General features: G+C 37.7%; 15 protein-coding genes. 12 read left to right on the top strand and 3 right to left on the bottom strand.

Annotation, left to right across the window (positions count from 1 at the left end):
- Positions 1 to 44: 44 nt before the first annotated feature.
- Positions 45 to 899, top strand: a complete 855-nt coding sequence (rsmA, locus tag HMPREF1865_RS01855; protein ID WP_004697159.1) for a 16S rRNA (adenine(1518)-N(6)/adenine(1519)-N(6))-dimethyltransferase RsmA — start codon at positions 45 to 47, stop codon at positions 897 to 899.
- A 90-nt stretch (positions 900 to 989) separates the two neighbouring features.
- Here the strand turns inward: rsmA and HMPREF1865_RS01850 are convergent, their stop codons facing one another.
- Positions 990 to 2,237: a sodium/glutamate symporter gene (locus tag HMPREF1865_RS01850; RefSeq protein WP_058948409.1), complete on the bottom strand. Its 1,248-nt coding sequence runs from the start codon at positions 2,235 to 2,237 to the stop codon at positions 990 to 992.
- Between the two features lie 445 nt (positions 2,238 to 2,682).
- Positions 2,683 to 4,278, bottom strand: coding sequence for a peptide chain release factor 3 (locus HMPREF1865_RS01845; RefSeq protein ID WP_060918997.1), 1,596 nt, complete (start codon positions 4,276 to 4,278; stop codon positions 2,683 to 2,685).
- Positions 4,279 to 4,456: 178 nt separating this feature from the next.
- Here HMPREF1865_RS01845 and HMPREF1865_RS01840 point away from each other — a divergent pair, with 178 nt between their 5' ends.
- Positions 4,457 to 6,766 carry a DNA topoisomerase 3 gene (locus tag HMPREF1865_RS01840; RefSeq protein ID WP_008600558.1) on the top strand — a complete coding sequence of 770 codons (2,310 nt, stop codon included), beginning with the start codon at positions 4,457 to 4,459 and terminating at the stop codon, positions 6,764 to 6,766.
- A gap of 212 nt (positions 6,767 to 6,978) precedes the next feature.
- Here the strand turns inward: HMPREF1865_RS01840 and HMPREF1865_RS01835 are convergent, their stop codons facing one another.
- Complete coding sequence (locus tag HMPREF1865_RS01835; protein WP_060918996.1) at positions 6,979 to 8,277, bottom strand: DEAD/DEAH box helicase; 1,299 nt, start codon at positions 8,275 to 8,277, stop codon at positions 6,979 to 6,981.
- A gap of 537 nt (positions 8,278 to 8,814) precedes the next feature.
- On the opposite strand from HMPREF1865_RS01835, the gene HMPREF1865_RS01830 reads away from it, so the two are divergent.
- From HMPREF1865_RS01830 to scfB, 10 genes are all read left to right on the top strand, one after another.
- The gene (locus HMPREF1865_RS01830; RefSeq protein WP_060918995.1) at positions 8,815 to 9,048 is read left to right on the top strand and encodes a FeoA family protein; all 234 of its coding nucleotides are present in this window, start codon (positions 8,815 to 8,817) and stop codon (positions 9,046 to 9,048) included.
- 9 nt (positions 9,049 to 9,057) lie between these two features.
- Positions 9,058 to 11,430, top strand: a complete 2,373-nt coding sequence (gene feoB / locus HMPREF1865_RS01825; protein WP_060918994.1) for a ferrous iron transport protein B — start codon at positions 9,058 to 9,060, stop codon at positions 11,428 to 11,430.
- Between the two features lie 231 nt (positions 11,431 to 11,661).
- Positions 11,662 to 11,868, top strand: coding sequence for a FeoB-associated Cys-rich membrane protein (locus HMPREF1865_RS01820; protein ID WP_060918993.1), 207 nt, complete (start codon positions 11,662 to 11,664; stop codon positions 11,866 to 11,868).
- Between the two features lie 104 nt (positions 11,869 to 11,972).
- Positions 11,973 to 12,233 carry a DUF6110 family protein gene (locus tag HMPREF1865_RS01815; protein WP_005376730.1) on the top strand — a complete coding sequence of 87 codons (261 nt, stop codon included), beginning with the start codon at positions 11,973 to 11,975 and terminating at the stop codon, positions 12,231 to 12,233.
- Between the two features lie 14 nt (positions 12,234 to 12,247).
- Positions 12,248 to 14,386, top strand: coding sequence for a heavy metal translocating P-type ATPase (locus HMPREF1865_RS01810; protein ID WP_008600575.1), 2,139 nt, complete (start codon positions 12,248 to 12,250; stop codon positions 14,384 to 14,386).
- 116 nt (positions 14,387 to 14,502) lie between these two features.
- Complete coding sequence (locus HMPREF1865_RS01805) at positions 14,503 to 14,907, top strand: hypothetical protein (protein ID WP_008600576.1); 405 nt, start codon at positions 14,503 to 14,505, stop codon at positions 14,905 to 14,907.
- Positions 14,900 to 15,742, top strand: a complete 843-nt coding sequence (locus HMPREF1865_RS01800; RefSeq protein WP_060918992.1) for a hypothetical protein — start codon at positions 14,900 to 14,902, stop codon at positions 15,740 to 15,742. Before HMPREF1865_RS01805 ends, HMPREF1865_RS01800 begins: the two co-directional genes overlap by 8 nt.
- Before the next feature lie 49 nt (positions 15,743 to 15,791).
- On the top strand, positions 15,792 to 16,553 hold the full coding sequence (locus tag HMPREF1865_RS01795; RefSeq protein WP_060918991.1) for an ECF transporter S component: 762 nt from the start codon (positions 15,792 to 15,794) through the stop codon (positions 16,551 to 16,553).
- 100 nt (positions 16,554 to 16,653) lie between these two features.
- On the top strand, positions 16,654 to 16,797 hold the full coding sequence (gene scfA / locus HMPREF1865_RS01790; protein ID WP_004693318.1) for a six-cysteine ranthipeptide SCIFF: 144 nt from the start codon (positions 16,654 to 16,656) through the stop codon (positions 16,795 to 16,797).
- Positions 16,798 to 16,963: 166 nt separating this feature from the next.
- On the top strand, positions 16,964 to 18,373 hold the full coding sequence (gene scfB, locus HMPREF1865_RS01785; protein ID WP_060918990.1) for a thioether cross-link-forming SCIFF peptide maturase: 1,410 nt from the start codon (positions 16,964 to 16,966) through the stop codon (positions 18,371 to 18,373).
- Positions 18,374 to 18,392 lie beyond the last annotated feature (19 nt).

Below are 18,392 nucleotides of genomic sequence, written 5' to 3'. Positions count from 1 at the left end.
AGATGCTTATGAAGAGGCAGTAAATTGTTAAAATAGGAGTTAAGATGTTAGAATCAGTAATTGCAAGCCCAGAGGTTGTGCATTATATATGTAAGCGCTTTGATATTAAAATGAGCAAAAAGCTAGGACAAAACTTCCTTATTAAGCGAGGTATAGTCGATGAAATTGTACATGCTGCGGAATTAACCGTGGGAGAACCTGTTCTAGAGGTCGGCCCTGGTATTGGTACGTTGACACAAGGTTTAGCTCAAAGTGGGGCAGATGTAACGGCTATCGAGCTAGATCGTCGCTTATTGGAGGTACTAGATACGACATTGGCATCTTATGACAATGTACGTATCATTCATGGTGATGTGTTAAAGCTTGATGTGCCAACGATTATGAATCATAAACCATTTAAAGTGGTTGCCAATTTGCCATACTATATTACAACACCTATTATTATGTCTTTGTTGGAAAGTAAACTACCTATTGAACGTCTAGTTGTGATGGTGCAAAAAGAGGTGGCCTTACGGATGATAGCAAAGCCCGGTACAAAGGACTATGGCGCATTATCTGTTGCTGTTCAGTATTATACGGAACCAGATATTGTTCTTGATGTACCGCCTAAATCTTTTTTGCCAGCTCCAGCGGTGACAAGTTCTGTTATCCGTTGCGTATTGCGTGATAAACCACCTGTAGATGTGATTGATGAGAAACTATTTTTTCGCGTTGTGAAAGCTGGTTTTGCGCAACGCCGTAAAACATTCTCTAATACGATGAAGACAACGGGTTTAACAAGAGATAGAATTGAAGAGTTATTAGCAAAAGCAAATATTGATGGTCAACGAAGAGGTGAGACCTTTACACTTCAAGAATTTGCTGATGTAGCCAACGCATGGGCAGCATTAATCAAATAGTATAATACATAAAGAGCTTATTGGACTGATAAAATATCATTCCAGTAAGCTCTTTTTCATGAAAAAAGGACCCGAATGGGTCCTTTTTAGTTAGTAAAGAATGCCAGCCATGGTTGTAATGAGGAAAGCATTCGCAAAGTCAATTAAGAATGCACCTACTAAGGAAACTACGAGCCAAGCACGAGGAGATGGGCCGTGTTTACTTGCTAAGGATAACATGTTAACTAATGCGTTTGGTGTAGCACCCAATCCGAAACCGATAGCTCCGGCACCAAGCATAACTGCATCGTAGTTGCGACCAAAGAGGAAGTAAATAAGGTATGCAAATACACAGATAAGTGCCATTTGTACAACTAAGATTGTAATAAGCGGTAAAGCAAGATCAATTAATTGAACTAATTTCAAGCTGTTGATAGCCATTGTTACGAATAAGGATAATGCTACATTAGATACTGCATCAAGAGCTGCATCGTTGATTTTGTATGCTTTAGTAAAGTCACCAAAGTTACGAATTACTGCTGCACAAATCATAGCGCCAATATATGCAGGTAGTGGAGTAAGAACAGACAATCCAGCACTTACGATGGTACCGATACCTAATGCAAGGCCAATCCACATACAGATTGTTAAAAGATCTTGAGAGTTAAATTGTTTGCCGCCGCTCTCAACGTGATCTTCGATCATATCGATGCCTTCATCCTCCATTAATTCAGGATTTTCATAAGGTGTTTTAACTTTATGCATTTTAATAATGCGTTCACCTACAGGCGCGCCGAGGATTGTACCAGCTACCATGCCAAATGTTGCAGCTGCAACTGCAGCGGAAGCGGTACCAGGGATACCAAGTAATTGCTCGTAATATGGACCAAAGGCACCAGCTGTACCAAGGCCGCCAATCATAGATACAGAACCTGCCATGATGCCGATAATCGGCTCAATCCCTAATGCTTTGGCAATCATAATACCTGCAGTATTTTGTACTACAATCCACACTGCACATGCTAAGAAGAAGAAAATAATAAAGATACCGCCCTTTTTGAGGACTTTTAAGGATGCCATTAAACCGATCGTGGTAAAGAAGGCAAGCATTAAAAATGTTTGTAAGGAACCTTCAAAGGTAATGTTTAAAATTTTATAATAAGACAAAATAGCAGTTAAAAATGCAAATGGAAGAGCACCTACAGCTGGTGCAGGCATACACATACGTTGTAAGAACTTGGAATGCTTATTGATCCAAGTACCGATGAATAAGGTAATTACGGCAAGACCTACAGTTTGAATCATGGACAGTTTTAAGGTCCATACATTGTTGACTAAGGCTAAGTCAATAAGTGGCATAAAATCACTCCTTTAAAATAAAAAATAAATCTGAGTTTTATGGTATCATGAATGGTCAAAAAATACTATAGAATATATAACGTATAAAAAGTTTATATTTTTATCTTTAAACACTCATAACAACACAAAAAACAATAATATTAATAAAACTAATTTTATGATTATACATATAAATATAGAAAAGTAATAATATATATTACTTATGTACATAATCATACTATATGTATTCGACTCAAATCTGTGATTTTCCTTCTTGTTATAAAAAAATAAACTGGAATATATTTTTTATATTTATAATCATATAAAATATACTCCAGTTCTAAAACTTAATATTTTTATGTTGATTTAGTAAGACTCTAAATTATATATGGCGATAAATTCGCTCTATAAATGCATGTTAAGATATAACTAAAATGTATAGACCTAGCAATAAGTTAATTAGAAGTTATAACTCATGGTGTAATTTAGGGGTCGTTAAGAATGTTACATCCGGATTACGCTCTTGAACCCAACCCATTTGCCATTCATTAGAGATAAGAACTACGGTGCGATCGCGATTATCTTTTACAATCATCGCATTATCTATACCTTTCAAGGATGCAATATCAACTTCGCCGTCAATCCAACGAGCAACACCATATGGCAAAGTATGATTTAATAAATCTACACCATATTCATTTTTGAGGCGGTACTCAAGAACTTCAAATTGAAGCATACCTACGGCACCGACCACGAAGGAATCAAGGGCACCTGGTTGTTCAAAGATTTGAACAGCCCCTTCTTGAGCCAATTGAGTCATACCCTTTTGGAATTGCTTACGTTTCATAGTATCTTTTGGGGATACACGAGCAAAAAACTCAGGAGGGAAGACAGGGAAGTCGCCAAAGGTTACTTTATGCTTTTGTGCACAAAGCGTATCTCCTACGCCCATAGTACCGGCATCAAAGACACCAATAATATCGCCAGGGTATGCATCTTCTACGATGGTACGTTCCGTAGCCAAAAATTGTTGAGGCTGAGATAGGCGGATTGTTTTATTAGATTGGCGATGTAATACAGACATACCTTTTTCGAATTTACCAGAGCAGATACGCATAAATACGATACGGTCATGATGATTAGGATCCATATTTGCTTGAATTTTGAATACTAGAGCAGAGAAGTCTTCGCTAGTAGGCTGTACCATTTCCTCTACCGCTTGTCGTGGAGCAGGGGATGGAGCTAGTTCTAAGAATTTTTCTAAGAATGGTTTTACCCCAAAGTTCGTCATAGCAGAACCGAAAAACATAGGCGTTAATTCACCAGCACGAACCTTATCAAAATCGAATGGATCGCCAGCAACATCGAGCAACTCAATATCGTCAAGCAATGCTTGGTATACATCGTCACCTAATAACTCTTTCATACGAGGATCCGTTAACGCCCCTTTTTCGGAAGCTAACTTTTCTTGACCATGTGTTTCGTCTTTTGCAAAGAGCTCTATAGTTTCGTGTTCTCTATCGTATACGCCTTTGTATTCGCCATTAATACCGATAGGCCAGTTCATAGGACACGTACGAATACCGAGAACATTTTCGATTTCTTCCATTAGATCGAATGGGCTGCGACCGAAATGGTCAATTTTGTTTACAAATGTAAAAATAGGAATACCGCGTTCTTTTGATACAGCAAATAGCTTCTTTGTTTGGGCCTCTACGCCTTTTGCTACGTCAATAAGCATGACAGCACTATCAGCAGCCATCAATGTACGGTATGTATCTTCAGAGAAGTCTTGGTGACCAGGAGTATCAAGGATGTTTACGCGACAACCATCGTAGTCAAATTGCAATACGGAACTCGTTACAGAGATACCACGTTGTTTCTCGATTTCCATCCAGTCGGATACGGCGTGTTTTGCAGTTTTACGAGACTTTACGGAGCCTGCTAAGTGAATAGCACCACCATATAATAGTAATTTTTCCGTTAATGTTGTTTTACCCGCATCCGGGTGAGATATGATTGCAAACGTACGACGACGTTGTACCTCTTCTAAAAATGTCATGATTCACCTCTATTAATATGTTGTGAAAGCAGATAAATCTTTAGGCTCTACTTTCACAGTCTATATATCGTAAAAATTATACATGATTTTTCTAGTTATGACCACTAAATTGTAGTATAATGAGATTTCATAGAACGGCTTGGGGTTAGCCGTTATCTTCAGGTTAAGGAGGGGATCCATGCGGTTATTTATTGCAGAAAAGCCATCCATGGCTCGCGAAATCAGTAAATGCTTACCAGAAAATAAGAATATCCAAAAACGGAATGGTTATTTTATCCAAGGGGATGATGTGGTGACTTGGGTAGTAGGTCATGTACTGCATCAGGCTGAGCCCGGAGATTACGATGATAAATATATCCGTTGGCGCCCTCAAGATCTTCCTATCGTGCCTGATGAGTGGAAATTGCTTGTCACAGATAGCAGCCGTCAACAGTTTGAAATTGTAAAAGACCTTATTAGTAAAGCAGATGTCATTGTCAATGCAGGTGACCCGGATCGAGAAGGTCAACTTTTAGTTGACGAAGTTTTGTACTATGTAGGTAATACAAAACCAGTGCAGCGTATTCTATTAAATGCCCTCGATGAAAAATCTATTCGTTCTGCTCTTGATGATTTGAGAGATAACAAGGACTTTCACAATCTATATCAATCTGCATTGGCAAGAGCGCGAGCAGACTGGCTCATTGGGATGAATTTATCTCGGGCCTATACATTATCTGAACGTTATAAAGGTCATAAGGTAACATTGCCAATTGGTCGTGTAAAGACGCCAACGTTAGCTCTTGTTGTACGTAGAGAACGAGAGTTAGCTGCATTTAAACCAGTAGACTATTTTACTGTAAAGGTATTATATAACCATCCTAATGGGGTGTTTTGGGCGACTTGGCAGCCTACAGACGAACAAAAGGGGCTTGACCCAGATGGACGACTCATTAATAAAGCTATTGCTGATGAATTAGTAGAATGTTTACAAGCTGGACCAGACGGTTTTATTAAAGGTGTTACAAAGTCTAAGAAAAAAGATGTACAACGATTGCCTTTATCCTTATCATCCTTACAAGTATTGGCAGGTAAAGCCTTTTCTTATGATCCACAGACTGTACTTGATACAGCGCAAAAATTATACGAAAAGAAATTAACTACCTATCCACGTTCTGATTGTGAATATTTACCACCCAATCAATATGATGATCGCAATGCAATCCTCAACAATCTACAAAATGCAGGTGATGAGAGATTAGCACAGTGGGCTGCCGATGCAGATCGTTCTATTAAGAGCCGTGCTTGGAATGAAAAGAAAATTACCGCCCATCATGCTATTATTCCTACAACGGTGGCTTGCAATATAAATAGTTTGTCCCAAGAGGAGCGAAATATTTATTTCCTCATCAGTCAAGCTTATATTGCGCAATTTTATGGGGAGCATATTTACGAGCAAACTAAAATTGTAGTAGAACAAAGTAAGGAAGAGTTTGTAGCTAATGGTCGTGTAGTTATCGAAGAAGGATGGAAATTGCTTTATAAACGACATAAGTCTAAATCTACGACGGACAATGACGAGCCCGATCTAACCGATGAGCGTGGGGCTGAATCAGACCCTAAAAAAGAGGTTATTGAAGAAACGGACCACTTGCCAGCGGTTAAAAAGAACGATACTGTTTTATATACGGATTCTTCTATAGAGTCTAAACAAACGAAACCACCATCCCGTTTTACGCCGTCCACATTACTACAAGCGATGAAGGAAATTCATAAATTCGTAAAAAATGAAGACTTGAAAAAGCAATTAAAGGCTGTATCTGGTATTGGTACAGAAGCAACTCGGGCAAACATTATTGATGAGCTTATCAGTCGAGACTTTATGAAAACGTCAGGGAAGAAGCAAGTCTTATCTCCAACGGAAACGGGCTATCTCTTAGTAGATGCTCTGCCAGAAGAGCTGCTTTATCCTGATGAAACAGCTGTTTGGGAAGAACGCTTAGCACTTATGAGCGAAGGAGAGGATACATTAGATTCCTTCTTAGCGGATCAAATTAAGTTTTTAAAATTATTAATTGATAAACTTGGTTTTGATAAAGTAGTAAGCTCTGATCAAATGATGCCCAATGTGGTGCGAACTATAACGAGTCAAAATCGTAAGCGCCCTATGGATAGTGAAAGCGTAGACTTGTCTTCCTTACCTGTATGTCCTAAATGTAAAAAAGGACGTTTGCAACAGCGGAATGGTAAATTTGGTGCCTTTTTAGGGTGCACGAATTATCCTACGTGTAAACATACTCAGCCAGTAGAAGGGGATACTTCTAGTGTTGAAGGTAATATTGAAGTATCTGATGAAGATAAACAATATAAATGCCCTAGATGTAACGTAGGTTACTTTGTGAAACAAGAGGTGAGAGGTCGAACAAACTGGATTTGTAGCAATCGATCTCAATGTAAGACCCAATGTTCTGATGTAGATGGGGTACCGAGCATTTATGCCAACAAATAAAGTAACCAATAAAAGGTAACTTATTATCGGTAAATATATATAATCGAATATAGATTATTGTAAAGTTTTTAGTTATCTAAGATTACCAAGAAACAACTATTTTTACAGTGATAATAAAAAGACGCGTACAGCTTAGCTGTGCGCGTCTTTTTTTGAAACTGTTCTTGTAGAAGAAAAATTGCTTCATTTAGTTTAGGATATTAAGCTGAATTTTATCTGCGTTTGCCACGACGACCAGTTTTGGAGGTAGAAGCACGGCGTTGGCGTGTATTGGAGCCTTTATGGCCTCGTGCTTTGTGAGCTTTAGCCTTAGTGGATTGGTAAGTGCTTGTAATCTTAGGTTTACTAGCTAATTTTGTGCGTTTTGGAGCAGTGCTAGCATTGCCCTTAGTTTTGATCTGACCATCCTTAGTATATTTTGTAAGTGTAGCTTGGATAGCTCGTTCGATGCGTCGTAACCATGATTCGTCTTGTGGTGTCGCAAAGGTTACAGCCACGCCAGAGTTACCAGCACGACCTGTACGGCCAATGCGGTGGATGTAGTAATCTACATCGCGAGGTACGTCGTAATTATATACATGTGTGATACCTTCGATGTCGATACCGCGAGCCGCAATATCGGTAGCCACTAAGATTTGTGTTTTAGCTTTTGCAAAGTCTCGCAGAATTTGTGTGCGACGACCTTGTGTCAAGTCACCGTGCATTTCTGCTATATTGAGCCCCGCTGCAGTTAATTCGTAGGATAAACGAATGGCACCTTCCCGTTTATTACAGAAAACTATAGCTAAAAACGGATTATCATCTTCAATCATTTTGATGAGCCGTTGTGTTTTTTCTTCAGGATTCATCATATACACTCGTTGATCAATTGATTCGAGAGTGATGTGTTTTCCTTCTGCCGTTACTGAAACGGGTTTAGACATATATGCCTTTGCGAGATTTCGGATTTTATCTGGAATTGTAGCGGAGAATAGTAATAGTTGTCTATTGGCATCTGTTTGGCCGATGAGATTTTCGATATCTGGTAAGAAGCCCATGTGAAGCATTTGGTCTGCTTCATCTAGTACAACACGACGAATACAGTCTAGATGGAGAGAACCGCGCTTTGCATGATCCAATAGACGACCAGGTGTACCTAAGATGACTTGAGGTCGGCGGCCTAACTGTTGTAACTGTGCCTCGATTGTTTTGCCGCCGATAAGAGGGAGGATATCTACATTTAAAATAGAACCTATTTCCTTCGCTTCATCGGAAATTTGTTTAATTAGTTCTCGTGTAGGCGCAATGATAAGCACTTGTTCTTGATGAACATCAGTATGTACACGTTGTAGAATTGGCAGTAAGAATGCTAGTGTTTTCCCCGTGCCGGTTTGAGCTTTGGCTATGACATCATTCCCTTTAAAGACGACAGGAATGGATTGTTCTTGAATTGGCGTAGGCTCCTTTATACCTTGTTTTTGTAGGGCTTGGATAAGTTCATCACAAACACCTAAAGATTTAAAAGATTTCATGAATCGTCCTTTCTATAATACATATTATATTAATTATAACGTATGCACATATTAGGGGCAAATGAATTGAACTTGGAAGATGTATAGTCTTAACATACTCTAGGCTCAATAAATATTATAGTATTTTGGGTATATTTTTTTGATAATATATGGAAAAATACTGATATAACTAAGTAAAATGAGAAATGAAAATATTAAAATAGCTACATTTAAACTGTTTATAAACTATTAATTGAGAATGTGAGAGTATTTGTAAATGATAATCTTAATAGAGTTTATTGATTACAGTATCTAAATATATAGCTATGAAATATTAAATTTCAGCTAGTATTCAGTATTTTATTAGATAATTATATAGATAATCTCATATTAAATATGATAATAAAATATAGATATGAGATAAAAAATAACCATAAAAATGATAATAATTGTTGAAATTAATGCTTGATTTGATATAATAATTTAAGATATTAATACGCATTATTATTTTGTGTGGTTAATATGAGGTTGTTAGGTACAATAATTAGGAGGTGTCGTATGGCTATCAAAAAGTTGAAAGACATGAAGCCAGGTGAGTCTGGTCTTATTGTTGCACTACATGGCAGTGGCAATGTTAAGCATCGTCTAATCGACATGGGTCTCGTACATGGTACAAAAATCCATGTTATGAAGTTTGCCCCTTTGGGTAATCCGGTGGAGATCAAAGTAAAAAACTTTGAATTAGCACTTCGTACAAGCGAAGCTGGCATGATTGATGTAGATGTTCAATAGGAGGTTCACATGGCAGAAAATGGGCAAATTCGCATTGCCTTAGCAGGTAACCCAAACTGTGGTAAGACTACAATGTTTAACAATATCACAGGGGCGAAGCAACACGTTGGTAACTATGCCGGCGTTACAGTAGAAAAAAAGGAAGGCCATACGAAATTTGATGGCCATGAGTTATTGTTTATTGACTTACCAGGTACATATAGCTTAACTGCACGTTCCTTGGATGAGTTAGTAGCGCGTAATGTTATCGTAAATGATAACCCAGATGTAATTGTTAATGTTCTTGATGCATCTAACTTGGAACGTAACTTATATTTAGCTGCACAATTATTGGAACTTGAAAAGCCAATGGTTATTGCTCTAAACATGGCTGACGTTGCTGAAGAAATGGGCATCAAATACGACCTAAAAAAAATGGCAGAAATGACAGGGGCTACCATTGTTAGTACTGTAGGTCGTACAAATATTGGTACAAAAGACTTGTTAGAAGCAACAATTAGTGTAGCTGCTTCTCAAAAAGCTCCTGGTGTAACAATTAATTATGGTGATTTGTTAGAAGGCAAAATTAGTGAGCTTGTAGAAGAACTAAAACAAGCTGGCACTGTTACATATCCACTTCGTTGGATTGCTGTTAAGTTGTTAGAAAAAGATGCTGACGTTATTGGCAAAGTTATGCGCTTTGATAATACGGAAGCTGTTATTCAAAAGGCTGAAGCTATTCGTGAAGAAATTAAGGATCAAGTTGATCTTGATATTGTATTCCAAGAATATCGTCACCGCTTTGCTGTAGAAGTATACAATGCATGTTTAACACAAGCGCCAACTCAATTGGAAACACGCTCTGACCGTTATGACAAAATCTTAACGCATCGAATTTGGGGCTTACCAATCTTCATGGTTGTTATGTACTTATTATTCGCGTTTGTTAACTTTGTAGGTGGGATACCTCAAGGTTGGATTGAAGATGGTTTCGCTGCATTACAGGCTTATGTGGTTCAGACTATTCCAGAGGGCCAATTACAGTCACTCGTATCTGATGGTATTATTGCCGGCGTAGGTGCAGTACTTTCATTCTTGCCATTAATTTTATTACTCTTCCTTGGCATTTCTTTCTTGGAAGATACAGGGTATATGGCTCGTGCAGCCTTCGTAATTGACCGTGTAATGCGCGCATGTGGCTTGCATGGTAAATCCTTTATTCCTTTGTTATTGGGATTTGGTTGTTCCGTGCCATCTGTAATGGGTGCTCGTATCCTTGATAACTATAAGGATCGAATGGTTACTATTTTGATTACACCATTCATGAGTTGTTCTGCTCGTTTACCGGTATATATCTTATTTGCAAATGCATTTTTCCCAAATGGTTGGGATAGTACATTTGTTGTATTTTCTGTATATTTCTTGGGCATTATTTTCGGTATTATCTTTGCAAAGATCTTCCGTAAGTTCTTATTTGCAGGTGAAGCTGAACCATTTGTAATGGAACTACCTCCATATCATTTACCTACATTGAAAGCTACTTGGATGCACATGTACGAACGTGCTAAATTGTACATCATTAAAGCTGGTACATTCATCATGGCCGCATCTATTTTGATTTGGTTCATTACAGCGTACCCAATGGATGTAGAATACTCTAAAGACTATGATGCAATGAAAGAACAAGTTGCTCAAGAGTATGAAGTAAAAGATGCAGCTACATTAGCTCAATTCGGTATCGCTACAGATGACCAAAAAGATGCAGTTGATAAAATTGTTGAAGATATGAAATCTACTGTACAAGATGCTACTAATGCTGCTAAGGACGCAGGAGAAGATGAACCTGAAGTAGCAGTAGAAGAAGATTCTGAAGCACCTGAATTATTCAATGATATTAAAGATGAAAATAAAGACTTGTTCCCAGCAGCATGGGCAATGTATAAAAACAGTGCTAACTTAGATGCTGAAAATGACAAACTTGATAAAGAACAAGCTTCTGAAAAAATTGAACAATCCTATGCAGCATCTTTTGGTAAAGCTATTAACCCAGTGCTAGAACCATTGGGGTTTGATTGGAAAATGGGCCTATCATTAGTAGCTGGTTTAGCGGCTAAAGAAGTAGTAATTTCTACATTGGGTACTATCTATGCTGTAGGTGGTGATGATCAAAATCCAGCACCGTTGACTGAGTACCTACAAAACGACTCTCACTTTACACCATTAATTGGTTTGACAATGATGTTGTTTATCTTAATTTACCCACCTTGTTTGGCAACATTAGCTGTTATCAAACGTGAAACAGGTTCTTGGAAATGGGTTGCTTTCATGTTCTTCTATGAAAATACATTTGCTTGGATTGCATGTTTCATCTTCTATAACATAGGTCGCGCATTAGGTTTCTAATCTAAAATCGCTAAATAGGAGAGTTTAGCCACTTTTAGATACTTTGAACAAAAATGAATTAAAACATTGCGATTTTGTTATAAGTAATTTAAAAATAATACTTGATAATTATCAATATTCGTGGTTAAATGATAATGAGAAAAGGGAAATATCCTTTAGATATTGCTTTTATCTTGTTTATCACTAAGACAGATATTGTAATTTAGTAGATATTGAGAAAGAGGCATAGTAATGGATAATCTTGTTATAGGACTCATAGTTGTATTAGCATTAGCTTATATCGGTAATAAATTTTACAAACAAATGTCTGGTAAAGGTGGCTGCGGCTGTAGTGGCGGTGGCTCCGATTCTGGCTCTAAAAAATCTTCTGGTTGTGGTGGTAGCTGCAGCTGTGATGGTTCCAATAAGGCATTAGGCATTAAACGTACCGCTAAGTAAGCTAATACGAATTCTGAATTTGAAAGAGGGGTCTCTATAATAGGCTCCTCTTTTCAAATATAGTAAGTAATTTTTATATATATTCAGTAGAAAGGAATATTATTATGTTCAACTTCAACCAAAACAATCTTAAAAACGCTAATTTATTCGCAGCAGGTCTTGCATTGGGTACTGTAGGTCTTAAAGTGTTAACTTCTAAAGACGCTAAAAAAGTATATGCTGGTATCGTAGCAGCTGGTCTTCGCGCTAAAGAAACTGTATTAGAAACAGCTGAAAAAGTACAAGCATCCGCATCTGATGTATTGGCAGAAGCTCAAGAAATCAACGAAGCACGCAACGAAGAAATCTTTGAAGAAAACAAATAATTGAGGATTTAACTATGTTACAATTTTCTGTTGTACGAAAACTCAGAAATCGCTTACACGTTAAGGTGTCTGGGCATCGCTTTACAGAAGCAGAAGCTGCTTATGTAGAGGATACATTGCTCCTTAATGATGCAATTGTAGATGTAACCTTCTACACTCGTAGCAGTCAAATCGCCATTAAACATAATGGTGATTCTGATGCTGTGCGTGATGCAGTACTTGGTCTACGCGATTTAGATTTGTCCGAAGCACCAGCTTTGAACGAATACTCTCCACGCTTGGTAAATAAAAAATACCGTGAAATGATGATTAACCGCACAGCAGTTTACTTAGGTAAAAAAGCAGTGTTACCTGCACCAATTGCGGCTGCATGGGCATGGTTTGATGGGATTAAATTTATCGGTAAAGCGATTAAAACATTGTGGCAACGTAAGTTAACTGTAGAAGTACTTGATGGTGTAGCTATTGGTGCTGCATTACTTCAAAAAGATTATCCTACAGCTGGAGCCGTTATGTACCTATTGGGTATTGGTGATATCTTAGAAGAATGGACTCACCGTAAATCCGTATTGAATCTCGCTCAAAGCATGTCCTTGAACGTAGATAAAGTATGGGTATTGGTGGATGATATTGAAGTAAGCAAACCTGTTAATGAGGTTGTAGCTGGTGATCAAATTATCATTCGTCAAGGCGAAGTTATTCCTTTGGATGGCGTTGTTATAGATGGTGTTGTTCTCGTTAATGAAAGCTCCATGACAGGGGAACCAGAAGCGGTTCGTCGCGATCAAGACAGTTCTGTATATGCAGGTACTGTTGTTGAAGACGGTAAAGCTATTGTAGAAGTACGTAGCACATCCAAAACATCTCGTTACGAAAAAATCGTTAACCTCATTGAAGAGTCTGAACAAATGAAATCCGGTATGGAACAACAAGCATACCGCATGGCTGATAAATTAGTTCCAATAAGCTTTATTGGTGCTGGTTTAACATACTTGTTGACTCGTAATGTGATGAAAGCATTGTCTTTCGTAATGGTTGACTTCTCTTGTGCTCTTAAATTATCCATTCCATTAGCAGTACTTTCCGCTATGCAAGAAGCATCTAAACGCGGTATCACTGTTAAAGGTGGTAAGTTCCTAGAACAAATTGCACAAGCAGATATGATTGTGTTCGATAAAACAGGCACTCTTACTAAAGCTGAACCTGAGTTTGAACAAATTATTCCATTTAACGGTCATGATGCAGATGAAATGTTGAAATTAGCTGCATGTATTGAGGAGCATTTCCCTCATTCCATGGCAAAAGCAATTGTACGTGCTGCTAAGGATCATGCATTACCTCATAAGGAAATGCACTCTGACGTAGAATACGTTGTGGCTCATGGTATTGCATCTAAGGTTGGTCGCTATCGTGTACGCATTGGTAGTGCTCATTATATCTTTGATGATGAAAAAACAAAGATTCCTGCTGATGAACAAGAAAAATTCAATAATTTACCAAATACATCTTCACATATTTACCTCGCTATTGGTGGTACATTAGCAGCGGTTATTTGCATTAAAGACCCTGTACGTGAAGAGGCAAAACAAGTTATAGCTGATTTGCATGCATTAGGCATTAAAAAGGTTGTCATGATGACTGGTGACTCTAAGCGTAATGCACAACGCGTAGCTGATGAACTTGGTATTGATGAAGTGCATGCAGAAGTATTGCCAGAAGATAAGGCAAGTTATGTAAAACAAGCCAAAGCTGAAGGCTATACTGTTATGATGGTAGGGGACGGTATCAATGACTCCCCAGCAATTTCTGAGGCTCATGTTGGTATCGCTATGAATGAAGGCGCTCCAATTGCTCAAAAGATTGCGAATGTTACTATTTCTTCCGATAATCTACAAGCTCTTGTAGATTTGCGCCGCATTTCTATTGCATTGATGAAACGTATCAAAGCAAATTACAATGGTATCGTTGGTTTCAATGGTGCTCTTGTTGGTGGCGGTGTACTTGGCTTTATGCCACCAAGTCAAACTGCTTGGTTGCATAATCTATTCACATTGGGGATCGGGCTTGAAAGCATGACACCATTGTTGAAAAAAGAAGAACCAAAGGAAACTGTTCCTACAATTGATGTAACAGCTGATTCTGTAGTAGCTTAATCAAAGGAACCTCCATATAGGTATTGATTTACCTATATGGAGGTTTTTCTTTTTTGATGACATTTATCTATGATTATTGTAAAATACAAGGAGATTACATATCGTAGGAGATTTATATGAACATTTTGATAGATATTTGCAGACGCTCCTTCTATTTGAATCTATTTATTGTGGTAATTCCCATTATTGCATATATGATTCATAATGGATCGAGTGCGACAGTAGCACTAGTATGGTATTTGTTGTTATCCTTGTGTATGCCTTGGGCCTATTTATCATTTAAAAGCAGTACCTTTGGTGAGGGTAAATCTATAAGTCGTATCGCTTATGTAGTGAGTTGGGTTGTCGTTCACGGTATCAGCTATAAAGGAATTTTCTTAGGTATTGATTTATCCATGTTGTGGGGATGGCCAACAGTAGGTCGTGATATAGCCTTTTTATTAGCTATGTATTTTAGTGTCACATTTAGCTTGATTATAGCTTATGGCTTAACTCGATTGGTGGGAGACCGTAATGAATAAAAGTTTTTGGTTATTTACGTTAATTTGTTCACTTTTTGTAAGTGCTATTACGACAGTACTTTCATTAAGTGGGGCACTATCATTACCCATTTTAGTGTTCCCCGTTTTGTCGCTAGTCATACCAATTATGGTGCGACGACTAAAGAATGCCAAGTTTAACGATGATTTACCGCTAAGCATGGGCTATCATGCTTATAGTTGGGCGTGGTGGGCGGTATTTTCGTTTCTTCATACACCATTTAGCTTTAATGTAGATAATGGATTAGCAAAAGTACTACTTTTATTTGTAGTATATTTTATCGTTCAAGTTCTTATTGAGCTATGTGGCTTATTAGCTACAAAGTTTTTCAATCGTACTCATCGATGGGGTATGATTGATGAAGCATTAGATATAATTGTCTATACTATACCGATTCCATTCTTGTATATTGGCTCAATCCTATATATAGATTTACAGGATCCGATGGTATATTTTATGTATGCATCATCTATGAATGTAAATATATTATTTGCTGAACTTGTATTATTACTAGTTTCTTTATTGGTCTTTGTATTCTATTTGTATCCAAGAGATTTAGCATATAAGGGTGTACGTTTGTTGCGTATCATTATTACTGCAGGTATATGGCTTGCTATGAACGCTCATATTTTGTATGGTGGTTATATTCCAGAATTTATTTTATCTTTAGTTCCCACCGTTTTTCCAACGTACCAAGGTAATCCACTAGTGTTTGTAACTCCAGCTTTATTAGAAGCTGGTGTGACAGGTGTAGCAGTGATTATAGGTGCATTGGTAGAGCGTGGTATTATTTCACGATGCCGTGAACGTATTTAATTTCTAGTTTCGACTTATATCCGTAAGGAATGAGAGCGAAGGAGGATCTATGAACAACATTGAACGTCCATTGGATGATAACTCAACTGTATCAATCCACGACAATGAAAAACTGAAGCAAGTTGAACGTAAAGAAGCCAAAAAAGAGAAGAAAAGTGGCATTACGATTCGAGAGTTGACGATTATTGGTTTACTAGCCGGTATCACTATTGCATTAGGCCTTTCTGGATATGGTATTATTCCATTAGGTCCGCTAAATGTAACAACTTTACACGTACCAACTCTAATTGGTGCTATTGTAGAAGGACCAAAAGTGGGGGCCTTTGTAGGATTTATCTTTGGTTGCTATAGTTTGTGGCAAAATATTACAGCTCCTAATATTTTATCCCCACTATTTATTAATCCAATTATTTCCGTATTACCCCGTATACTTTTCCCAGTATTAGCATATTTGGTATATCTATTATTGTGGAAAGCACCGCAAGGTCCACGTATTATTGTTTCTGCTTTTATGGGGACCGTATTCCATACAATCATGGTTATGGGATTAATCTTCTTACTCTATGCAGATATGTTTGCTCTTAAAATGAATCTTAATTCAGATCAAGTATTAGGCTCTATCGTATTCTTGTCTGTTACACATGGTATTCCAGAAGCCGTTTTTGCTGCTGTAATTGTAACACCAGTGGCAATGGCTTTACGAAAAGTATTGCGTAAGGATGCTCCTAAGAAAACTAAAGGTGAATCTATGCGAGACGCAAAAGTTACAGACCATCAATTAGGAGAAACTGAAGTGGTAGAAACCAAATAAGCTGAAGTTGTAGACGAAAATATAACGAAATAGTATTTTACAGGCTTTTTATAAATATGATAAAATAAATATCATTCGATAAGTATTGAGGAGGATAATCATGGCTAAACGTATTCGTACTATCAACACTGAATCCTTACAAAAAACTGCTAAAACTGGCGGTTGTGGGGAATGTCAAACATCTTGCCAATCCGCTTGTAAAACAAGCTGCACAGTTGGTAACCAAGTTTGCAAACAAAAATAATGAAGAGGCTCGCTTAGCGGGCCTTTTTTATTTATGTTTTAAAGACATACATTGTATAGTATATCTTTATGACTCTTTTTATAACGTTTAGTGTGGAAATGTGGTACAATTATCTAGAAAGTTCTATATACTAGAGCTTTTACCATACAAATCAATTGGAGGTACCATGTTAGAATTAAAACCAATGATCCATAAGTTTCGGATGAAGGATAACTATTACTGCTTAGACGTAAATAGCGGTATTATCCATGTTATCGACGAACTCATCGATAGAGTTCTTGACATATATGATGGCACTAATCGCGATGCTGTACATGCTGCGTTAGATGCTAAAGAAGATGCAGTAGAACTAGATGAGATTATGGACGAGTTAGATGAGCTCATCAAAGCGGAGCAATTATTTGCACCGATGAGTAAAGAGTTTAAACTTGTAGTAGGTGAGAAACCTATTGTTAAGGCATTATGCTTAAATATTGCTCATGATTGTAATTTAGCATGTAAATATTGCTTTGCTAGTCAAGGGGATTACGGCGGTGTTAAACGAGAATTGATGAGCTTTGATGTAGCAAAACGTGCTGTGGACTTTCTTATTAAAATGAGTGGACCTCGCCAACATTGCGAAATTGACTTTTTCGGTGGTGAGCCATTGTTGAATTGGGATGTTGTTAAGCAAACGGTTGAATACATTGAATCCATTCAAGAAAAGCACAATAAGATATTTAAGCTTACGTTGACTACGAATGGTATGCTTTTAACACAAGATAAAATCGACTATGTAAACAAACACAAGATGAGTTTAGTTTTGTCTTTGGATGGTCGTGAATCCGTACATAATGCAATGCGTCCAGTAGCAGGTAGTGGTGCAGAGTCTTATAAATATATTGCTAAAAATCTTATCAATGCAGTAAAACAACGTCACGGTCTTGAATATTATGTACGTGGTACATATACTCATAAAAACTTAGACTTTACTAAAGACGTTATGGCAATGTCTGATCTTGGCTTTGAGCATTTGTCCATGGAGCCTGTTGTCGGTGAAGAAGGGGATTATGTGCTTCGTGAAGAAGATTGGCCAGCTCTAGAGAAAGAATATGAAAAATTAGCAGATATTTATTTACAACGCCAGTTAGAAGGCTGGGGTGAGAAGTTTAACTTCTTCCACTTCCGCATGGATTTATATCGTGGGCCATGTATGGCGAAACGCCTTCGCGGTTGTGGGGCAGGTCATGAATATATGGCGATTGTACCAAATGGTGATATTTATCCATGCCATCAATTTGTAGGCAAAGATGGATACGTGCTTGGTAATGTGTATGATGGTTTACAAAATACAGAGATTCCTAAAGATTTCCGCAATACACATGTATTCTCTAAGCCAATTTGTGCTGAATGTTGGGCGAAATTCTTCTGTTCCGGTGGCTGTCATGCTAACAACATTACATTAGGTGGCGATCTAGAGACACCTTATGAATTTGGTTGTCGTTTACAGAAGAAACGTATTGAATGTGCTATCATGATTCAAGCCGAATTAGAACAAGCTGGTATTGATGGCAGTATTCCTGTTGCATTAGGTTAATTACATTTGATTCTCCGAG

Source organism: Veillonella parvula, from assembly GCF_001553335.1.
In the GTDB taxonomy this organism is placed as follows: domain Bacteria; phylum Bacillota; class Negativicutes; order Veillonellales; family Veillonellaceae; genus Veillonella; species Veillonella parvula_S.
This window is presented reverse-complemented; position numbering and strand designations above follow the sequence as displayed.

Excerpts from the sequence above, each read along its gene's own strand:
- rsmA (WP_004697159.1), top strand. The coding sequence starts at position 45 with ATGTTAGAATCAGTAATTGCAAGCCCAGAGGTTGTGCATTATATATGT.
- HMPREF1865_RS01850 (WP_058948409.1), bottom strand. The coding sequence starts at position 2,237 with ATGCCACTTATTGACTTAGCCTTAGTCAACAATGTATGGACCTTAAAA.
- HMPREF1865_RS01845 (WP_060918997.1), bottom strand. The coding sequence starts at position 4,278 with ATGACATTTTTAGAAGAGGTACAACGTCGTCGTACGTTTGCAATCATA.
- HMPREF1865_RS01840 (WP_008600558.1), top strand. The coding sequence starts at position 4,457 with ATGCGGTTATTTATTGCAGAAAAGCCATCCATGGCTCGCGAAATCAGT.
- HMPREF1865_RS01835 (WP_060918996.1), bottom strand. The coding sequence starts at position 8,277 with ATGAAATCTTTTAAATCTTTAGGTGTTTGTGATGAACTTATCCAAGCC.
- HMPREF1865_RS01830 (WP_060918995.1), top strand. The coding sequence starts at position 8,815 with ATGGCTATCAAAAAGTTGAAAGACATGAAGCCAGGTGAGTCTGGTCTT.
- feoB (WP_060918994.1), top strand. The coding sequence starts at position 9,058 with ATGGCAGAAAATGGGCAAATTCGCATTGCCTTAGCAGGTAACCCAAAC.
- HMPREF1865_RS01820 (WP_060918993.1), top strand. The coding sequence starts at position 11,662 with ATGGATAATCTTGTTATAGGACTCATAGTTGTATTAGCATTAGCTTAT.
- HMPREF1865_RS01815 (WP_005376730.1), top strand. The coding sequence starts at position 11,973 with ATGTTCAACTTCAACCAAAACAATCTTAAAAACGCTAATTTATTCGCA.
- HMPREF1865_RS01810 (WP_008600575.1), top strand. The coding sequence starts at position 12,248 with ATGTTACAATTTTCTGTTGTACGAAAACTCAGAAATCGCTTACACGTT.
- HMPREF1865_RS01805 (WP_008600576.1), top strand. The coding sequence starts at position 14,503 with ATGAACATTTTGATAGATATTTGCAGACGCTCCTTCTATTTGAATCTA.
- HMPREF1865_RS01800 (WP_060918992.1), top strand. The coding sequence starts at position 14,900 with ATGAATAAAAGTTTTTGGTTATTTACGTTAATTTGTTCACTTTTTGTA.
- HMPREF1865_RS01795 (WP_060918991.1), top strand. The coding sequence starts at position 15,792 with ATGAACAACATTGAACGTCCATTGGATGATAACTCAACTGTATCAATC.
- scfA (WP_004693318.1), top strand. The coding sequence starts at position 16,654 with ATGGCTAAACGTATTCGTACTATCAACACTGAATCCTTACAAAAAACT.
- scfB (WP_060918990.1), top strand. The coding sequence starts at position 16,964 with ATGTTAGAATTAAAACCAATGATCCATAAGTTTCGGATGAAGGATAAC.